The organism is uncultured Lutibacter sp. (genome assembly GCF_937891065.1).
Lineage (GTDB): Bacteria > Bacteroidota > Bacteroidia > Flavobacteriales > Flavobacteriaceae > Lutibacter.
Map to the genome: position 1 here is coordinate 1 of NZ_CALAEQ010000131.1, position 8,071 is coordinate 8,071.

Sequence of the window (8,071 nt, forward strand, 5' to 3'; positions counted from 1 at the left end):
TTATTTTCTGGTACACCTAAATTTTCTTTGATAAAAGTAGTCATTTTATTGTATAAATGTAACCTTGTATTTTTGCCTTTATAAATTCCGTGAGTTCTATCAGGGTAAATTGCGTGATCAAAAGGTTTGTTGGCTTCAATTAATGCGTTTGAAAATCGCATGGTATTTTGAACATGCACATTGTCATCACCACTTCCGTGAACTAATAAGAACTTTCCTTGTAATAAGTTGGCAAAGTTTAACGGTGAATTATCGTCGTATCCACTCGGGTTTTCTTGAGGTGTTTGCATATAACGCTCTGTATAAACTGAATCGTAAAAGCGCCAGCTTGTAACAGGAGCAACAGCAATGGCCATTTTAAATACGTCGTTTCCTTTCAATAAACAATTACTTGACATAAAACCGCCGTAACTCCAACCCCAAATACCAATTTCATTTCCATTTATATAGGATTTTTTCCCTAATTCTCTTGCTGCTTCAATTTGATCGAGTACTTCGTATTTCCCTAATTCTTTATAAGTAACTTTTTTAAAATCAGCCCCTTTAAAACCTGTTCCTCTACCATCAACGCATACAACTATATAACCTTGGTCAGTTAAATGTTGATACCAATAATCATTTGCTCCATTCCATCTATTACTAACTGATTGTGAGCCAGGACCAGAATATTGTGTCATAAATAACGGATATTCTTTGTTTGAATCAAAATTTATTGGTTTTAAGATCCAAGCATTAAAATCGCCATTTTTAGTTGTAAGTGTAAAGAATTCTTTTTTTGCTAGGTTGTAATTTTCTAAATCTTTTGAAAGTTGATTGTTATTCAAAACTTCTTTCAATAAATTTCCTTCACCATTGTAAAGCGTGTAAATTGGAGGTGTGTTAGCATCAGAAAAAGTATTTATAAAGTAGTTTGAATTTTTACTGAAAGAAGCATCATTTGTACCAGAAGCATTTGTTAAACGTTTTTTATCTTTTCCGTTTAATTTTATTGAATAGATTGTTCTGTTAATTGATCCATCTTCAACCGATTGGTAATAAATAGTGTTAATTTTTTCATTAACGCTATAAAAGTTAGTTACTTCCCAGTTTCCTGAAGTAATTTGATTTATTATTTTTCCTTCATTTGAATAGTAATAAATATGATTAAAACCATCTTTTTCACTTGTCCAAATAAAACTATTGTCTTTTAAGAAAGTTAAATTATCATGAATGTCAATATATGCGTTATCGGTTTCATTTAAAACTACTTTTGAACTGAAATCTGTAGCATTTATAAAATATAAATTCAAATTATTTTGATGACGATTTAAAGTAGTTGCACATAAAATATTTGCATCATTTGTCCATTTTAATCTTGGAATATATTCGTACTCACCTAAATCAGTTGTTGCAGTTTTTTTAGAAGACACATTGTAAATATGAAGTGTTACTTCCGCATTTTTTTCACCAGCCTTTGGATATTTAAAAACTTGTTGTGTTGGGTATAATTCTTTACCAGTAATATCCATTGAGTATGTTGGAACCTCAGTTTCATCAAAACGTAAAAAAGCAATGTTTTCACTATCTTTACTCCATTCAAAAGCTCTTACAAAGGCAAATTCTTCTTCATAAACCCAATCGCAAATACCATTAATAATACTGTTCTTTTCCCCATCAAAAGTGAATTGAATAATTTCGTTATTCTCTAAATTTTTAATAAAAATATTGTTATTTTTCACATAGGCTACTTTTTTACTGTCGGGAGAAAAAGTAGGTTCTTGTATTTTTTCTTCATCAATAAGTTGCAATGATTTTGAAGCAATATTATACACGTAAAAAATACCAAAACTAGAATGACGATAAATTTGTTCTGAATCAACACCTAAAATTAATTTCGTTTCATAGCTATTAAAAGAATAGCTTTCAAAATATTTTAAATCAATTAAATCTCTGCTATCAACTATAGTTTCCACTTTTTCTAAAGTAGCATAACTATATTTATCAACGGTAGTACTTTGTGATTCTCTATTGAAATTTTGAAGTGTATAGAAATCACCATTCATTGAGTTCAACGAATTCATCCTTTCGGTTCTAAAAGTACCATCCCAAATTTCTTCTATTGCAATATCTTTTTTTTGTGCAGTGGCTAGTGATGTTATAGCTATAAAAATAAGAAGTATTTTCTTCATCAATTATGATATATTTAAATAAGGGTCAAGTTTAAGAAAAATTTAGCAAAACATACCTGAATTATATCATAAAATTAACAATATATGTAATTTGTAGTATTTTATTTTTATTAATTTATCTTTGCTTCTGGACAAAAATTTATAATAAAATGTCAAAAATAGTTGATGGATTTTCAAAATTCTTAAAGTTAGAAAAGGTAAACTGGTTAGTATCAACATTTTTCAATGATGATAGCAAAGTAAAACAAGTTTTAATGCAATATTGGAACTCAAATCCTTTGCTTCAAGATTTACATGATGATTTTATTGAAAATACTATTTCTAATTTTTATTTACCCTTTGGAATAGCACCAAATTTTGTGATTAATGGAAAAGATTATACAATTCCAATGGCAATTGAAGAAAGTTCAGTAGTTGCTGCAGCATCTTTAGTCGCTAAATTTTGGAGTACACGTGGTGGATTTAAAGCATCTGTAATTTCAACTACAAAAATTGGTCAAGTGCATTTTATGTATGAAGGCGATAAAACAGCGCTTGAGAATTATTTTAATTCAAAAAAAGATAGTTTATATAAAGTTACTGAAGATATTACCCAAAATATGCGTAAGCGTGGTGGTGGTATTTTAGAAATTGAATTGCGTGACAAAACTGAAGAACTAGAAAACTATTATCAACTGCATGTTACTTTTGAAACAGCTGATAGTATGGGCGCTAATTTTATAAATTCTTGCTTGGAAGCAATTGCTAAGGATTTTGAGAAAGAAGATATTCAAATAGTCATGTGTATTTTATCCAATTACGTTCCTGAGTGTTTAGTTCATGCTGAAGTAAGTTGTAAAGTTGAAGAACTCTATGCTGAAAATTCAGAACTATTAGCTCAAAAATTTGTGCAAGCTATTCAAATTGCAAATGCTGAGCCACATAGAGCAGTGACACATAATAAAGGAATTATGAATGGAGTTGATGCTGTGGTTATAGCAACAGGAAACGATTTTAGAGCTATTGAAGCTGGTGCGCATGCATATGCTTCGCGAAGTGGGAAATATAAAAGTTTAACAAATGCGTCAATAGAAAATGGTATTTTTAAATTTTGGATTGAAATTCCGTTAGCTTTAGGAACAGTTGGTGGATTAACATCATTACATCCATTATCAAAATTGTCATTAAAATTATTAGGGAATCCTTCAGCAAAAGAATTAATGCAATTAATTGCAGTAGCTGGTTTGGCTCAAAATTTTGCAGCTTTAAGAGCATTAACAACTACTGGAATCCAAAAAGGACATATGAAAATGCACTTAACAAATATCATTAAACAGTTAGGCGCAAGTGACGAAGAAAAAGAATTTTTAATTGATTATTTTGAGCATAAAACTATTACACACAATGCTGTTGTTGAAGCTTATAATAAGTTAGTTCAGGATAAATAATGAAAAAATATTACAGCAACGGAAAACTATTATTAACAGGCGAATATTTTGTACTTGATGGCGCAAAATCGTTGGCTGTTCCAACAACTTGTGGCCAAGATTTAGTTGTTGAACCAATTAATGAACCACAATTACTTTGGAATAGTTATACAAATGATGGTGAATGCTGGTTAGAAGCAATTTTCGATTTACCAAAATTGCGTTTGGTAAGTGCAACTTTTGAAGCAGAAGAAGATGGAGGGAATGATAAACTTGCTGAAAATTTAAATAAAATACTTGTTGAGACCAAAAAACTAAATCCGTCTTTTTTAAATTCTGATAAAGGGTTTTCAGTGAAAACAAATCTTACATTTCCTAAAAATTGGGGATTGGGAACTTCTTCAACTTTAATTATTAATATTTCTAATTGGGCGAAAATTAATCCGTACAAATTATTAGAACATACATTTGGAGGTAGCGGTTACGATATTGCTTGCGCTCAAAGCAATTCACCAATTTTATACACAAAAAACGGATTTGATCCAATTATTGATAAAGTGGCGTTCAATCCTTCATTTAAAGATCAATTGTATTTTGTGTATTTAAACAAAAAGCAAAATAGCAGAGAAGGAATTCAGCGTTTTAAAAAATTAAAAGGAAATTTAACTTCAGAAATAGCACAAATTTCAAAACTAACAGAAGAATTTTTAATTTGTAAAAATTTAATAGATTTTGAAAAATTAATAACTGAGCACGAGCAAATTGTTTCAAAAACAGTTCAATTAAAAACAGTTCAAGAACAATTATTTTCAGATTATTTCGGACAAACAAAAAGCTTAGGAGCTTGGGGAGGCGATTTTATTTTAGCGACAGGAAATGAAGATACTATCAATTATTTTAACAAAAAAGGATTTGAAACAGTAATTCCTTATCAAGATTTAATTTTATAAACAACGTCAACCTGAACTTGTTTCAGGTTCTCATTATATGATTCTGAATCAAGTTCAGAATGATGAAAAGATGATACAAAAAATAGAAATGAAAAAAAAATTCATAATAATTGGAGGTGGTGCAGCAGGTTTTTTTGCTGCTATAAATATAGCAGAATTAAATCCTGATTTAGAAGTACTAATTTTAGAAGGAAGTAATAACGTGTTGCAAAAAGTAAAAGTAAGTGGAGGTGGACGTTGCAATGTAACTCATGCTTGTTTTACACCAAATGAATTGGTGGAGTTTTACCCAAGAGGTAAAAAAGAACTTCGCGGACCTTTTCATCAATTTAATACAGGTGATACTATGGAATGGTTTGAAAATAGAGGTGTTGCTTTAAAAATTGAAGATGATAATCGGGTTTTTCCAGCATCAAATTCTTCACAAACTATTATAGATTGTTTTTTAGAAAGTGCTAAAAACGCAGGGGTGATTTTGAAAACAAGCACAAGAGTGGAGGCTATTGAAAAAACAGCAGATAAATTTGTTGTAAAAACGAGTTCTGAAAATTTTACAGCAGATTATGTATTGGTTGCTTCAGGAAGTAATTCTAAAGTTTGGAATATGACGGAAGCTTTAGGGCATACCTTAGTTCAGCCAGTTCCGTCATTATTTACCTTTAATATTGCAGATGCTCGATTAAAAGATATTCCTGGAACTTCTGTTCCAAAAGCTTCAGTAAAAGTATTGAATTCGAAATTAAATGAAGAAGGACCATTATTAATTACCCATTGGGGATTAAGCGGCCCTGGAATTTTAAAACTGTCAGCTTGGGGAGCTTTGGAACTGCATCAAAAAGACTATCAGTTTGAAATAGAAGTAAATTGGTTGTCCAAAAAGTTTGAAACAGTGTTAGATTTTTTAAAATCTGAAAGGAAAAAGAATTCTAAAAAGCAAGTGATTTTGCGTTCGGTTTTTGATGAGATTTCAAAACGTTTCTGGGAAAAATTTGTTATTGCTGTTAATATTTCATTCGATACTCAATGGGCGCAGTTGAATAACAAACAATTAGAAGATTTAGCAAAACAACTTACACAAAGTGTTTTTAAAGTAAACGGAAAAAGTACTTTTAAAGATGAATTTGTAACTGCAGGTGGAATAGATTTAAAAGAAATAAACTTTAAACGTTTTGAAAGTAAGTTGCATCCAAATTTATTTTTTGCTGGTGAAGTATTGAATATTGATGCTATTACTGGTGGATTTAATTTTCAAAATGCGTGGACCAGTGGTTGGATTGTGGCTAATTCAGTTGGGAATTAACTAAAGTTTTATTCTGAATAACCACACAGAGCCTGTCGAAGTGTTGCTTCAGAATCTTATAAAATAAAATCGAATTATTATAAGATCTTGAAATTCAGGCTGATAAATTGTTTAAATATCTATGCTAATTGACCTCTATGAGGTTTTAAAGCATCTCTATAAGTTTTCATGTCAACTTCATCAACAATTATAAATGCTATTGTGTGCATTTCTGAAATAACTGAAAGGTTTATTTCATAAAAATGTAGTTTTTCAATGTTCGCAAATTCTTTTAAGTGAATGCAATGGTGTTCAGCGGTTTTTTTAGAAGTAGCTCCTCTAAAATCCCAAATAAGTTTTAGTTTTCTATTCAATTTTTAACATTTTAACTGTGACTAATATAAATAAGTAAGTCACCTTTTTCAACAGAAATTTCAACTTCATTTTTAGAAGCTTTATTTCTAGTTCCAATACGTTCTCCAAAGGTTAATGTTTCATTTTTAATAGGATATAATAAACCTTCTGTGTGTACACCGCTAGCTATTGGAAGCGGAATTAATGAAATATTTTTCCCGATTATATTCGTTAAATAGATAGTTTCTTCTATGAAAAAATACTTTCCAAAATCATCAAAAAAAGTGATGTTTAAGCCAATTTTCCATTGTAAAGCAGTACTAATATTTCCTAAAAAATGGTCATGTTCTTTTCCGCTTCCTCCATAAACATCAATATCAAAAAAACCACGGTGTTTTAATATCTGTAATGCTTTTTCAAAGTCAGTATATTCCTGATTGGGTGTATTTATAACTTCTACAGTTGTAGGAATGTTATGTATAGAGTCAAAATCTCCTGTTACCAAATCGGGAACAATATTATTGGCTTCAAAATAATTGTAAGCACCATCTATAGCGCAAACAATATCGTATTGTGATAAATCGGGAAGATTACTTGGTGCTGAACCGTTTAGTAAAATAAATGCCTTTTTCGTTTTCATAGATTACAAAAATAACAAAAAAGGCAATATAAAATTAATTTTCTATTTGAAGCTTTAAAAGTCTTTCTTTATAAGATGTATTTCCGCTTAAATCAAATGCTTTTGAAACATATTTAATAGCATTTGGATAATCTTTTACAGATTCATAATAATCTGCTAAAGAATCGAATGAGTTGGCACTTTTCGGATAGTATTTAACGCCCATTTCAAAAAATAATTTTGCTTTTTCAGGGAATCCCATTTGCAAATTCATATAGCCGTAACCATTAAAAAGTTCTTCGACCATTGGAGGAACAGGGTATTCGTAGTTTTTAAAATAAATGACTGCTTGATTGTTTAAAAGCTCAAACAATTCACTTACAGTAGTTTCAGGATTGTTATATTTTTGTGGGTTTTTGAATTGAAACCAGTTAAAATTAAAAATTAAGCCATCTCTAATTGATGGTAAAGGAACTGTTCCGTGTAAATCTTCAGGATATATTTTCCAAGAAAAATTTAACCCGTTTTTAGTATTGGTTTTTGCAAGAGTTGAAAAAACGATAATAGAACGTGCAAACAAGGTGAACTCTGATGTGTCTTCCATAACATTATCTATGGTTACTTTTTCATTCATCATGTGTAATTGTTCAGCCGCAAGTGACATAAAAAGCGATTTACCTTCAAAACTTTCTGTTTGTAATTTTTCTTTAGCTTCAATTAATAATTTTTGATTGTCCCAATCTAAACTAGGGTCAATAGCAATGTAATTTTTAAATAAATGTTTGTGATTTACCAACATATTTATAGTGAACAAACCAGCATAGGAATGTCCAATTAAAGTTCTGAAGTTGGTAGTTGGATAGTTTGCATCGACATAAGGAATTAGTTCGCTTTCAATGTATTGGGTGAATTTTTCTGCTCCACCAGTTTCCTGATCCATTTCTGCTCCACGCCTCATTTTTATTTGAGAAGTTGTTAAATCTCTAGTTCGGTTTGTATTATTTGGAATTCCAACTAAAATCATATGGGGCAAATAATGCCCCCAATAATTGTTGTAAACAGTTTTTAAAGTATTCAACATCACACCTCCATCAAGTATAAAAACTACAGGGTATTTTTCATCACTAGTTGGATTATAATTTTCGGGAAGTTGTATCCAAATAGTTTTTTGTTCTGAAAAAGTTTTTGAAAATATTGAGTCTTTAATTAATTCTGCTTCTAACTGATTTGATTGAGCTTTTGTGTCTAGGAAACATGTAAAACTAATTATTAAAGCAAAAATTATAGTTAGCTGT

Annotated in this window: 7 protein-coding genes; 3 read left to right on the forward strand and 4 right to left on the reverse strand. The window is 30.0% G+C overall.

The window, feature by feature from the left end; all coding sequences use genetic code 11:
• On the reverse strand, window positions 1–2,168 hold a 2,168-nt coding region (locus tag Q0352_RS07410; RefSeq protein ID WP_299525955.1), incomplete at its 3' end, for a S9 family peptidase.
• A 149-nt stretch (window positions 2,169–2,317) separates the two neighbouring features.
• On the opposite strand from Q0352_RS07410, the gene Q0352_RS07415 reads away from it, so the two are divergent.
• The 3 genes from Q0352_RS07415 to Q0352_RS07425 all read left to right on the forward strand — a co-directional run bounded on the left by Q0352_RS07415 (window position 2,318) and on the right by Q0352_RS07425 (window position 5,824).
• Window positions 2,318–3,595 carry a hydroxymethylglutaryl-CoA reductase, degradative gene (locus Q0352_RS07415; protein WP_299525958.1) on the forward strand — a complete coding sequence of 426 codons (1,278 nt, stop codon included), beginning with the start codon at window positions 2,318–2,320 and terminating at the stop codon, window positions 3,593–3,595.
• Window positions 3,595–4,524: a GYDIA family GHMP kinase gene (locus tag Q0352_RS07420; protein WP_299525961.1), complete on the forward strand. Its 930-nt coding sequence runs from the start codon at window positions 3,595–3,597 to the stop codon at window positions 4,522–4,524. The genes Q0352_RS07415 and Q0352_RS07420 overlap by 1 nt, the downstream gene beginning before the upstream one ends.
• Window positions 4,525–4,612: 88 nt before the next feature.
• Entirely contained in the window at window positions 4,613–5,824 is a 1,212-nt protein-coding gene (locus Q0352_RS07425; protein ID WP_299525964.1) for an NAD(P)/FAD-dependent oxidoreductase, read from the forward strand.
• Window positions 5,825–5,943: 119 nt separating this feature from the next.
• Here the strand turns inward: Q0352_RS07425 and Q0352_RS07430 are convergent, their stop codons facing one another.
• Genes Q0352_RS07430 through Q0352_RS07440 form a run of 3 tightly spaced genes read right to left on the reverse strand, consistent with a single transcriptional unit; the run spans window position 5,944 to window position 8,061 of the window.
• Complete coding sequence (locus Q0352_RS07430; RefSeq protein ID WP_299525967.1) at window positions 5,944–6,177, reverse strand: hypothetical protein; 234 nt, start codon at window positions 6,175–6,177, stop codon at window positions 5,944–5,946.
• A gap of 11 nt (window positions 6,178–6,188) precedes the next feature.
• Window positions 6,189–6,797, reverse strand: a complete 609-nt coding sequence (locus Q0352_RS07435; RefSeq protein WP_299525970.1) for a thiamine diphosphokinase — start codon at window positions 6,795–6,797, stop codon at window positions 6,189–6,191.
• Between the two features lie 34 nt (window positions 6,798–6,831).
• Complete coding sequence (locus tag Q0352_RS07440) at window positions 6,832–8,061, reverse strand: alpha/beta hydrolase-fold protein (protein WP_299525973.1); 1,230 nt, start codon at window positions 8,059–8,061, stop codon at window positions 6,832–6,834.
• Window positions 8,062–8,071 lie beyond the last annotated feature (10 nt).

What these genes read in the sequence shown, in the direction of transcription:
- Q0352_RS07415 (WP_299525958.1), top strand. Translation starts at nt 2,318, where the DNA reads ATGTCAAAAATAGTTGATGGATTTTCAAAATTCTTAAAGTTAGAAAAG.
- Q0352_RS07420 (WP_299525961.1), top strand. Translation starts at nt 3,595, where the DNA reads ATGAAAAAATATTACAGCAACGGAAAACTATTATTAACAGGCGAATAT.
- Q0352_RS07425 (WP_299525964.1), top strand. Translation starts at nt 4,613, where the DNA reads ATGAAAAAAAAATTCATAATAATTGGAGGTGGTGCAGCAGGTTTTTTT.
- Q0352_RS07435 (WP_299525970.1), bottom strand. Translation starts at nt 6,797, where the DNA reads ATGAAAACGAAAAAGGCATTTATTTTACTAAACGGTTCAGCACCAAGT.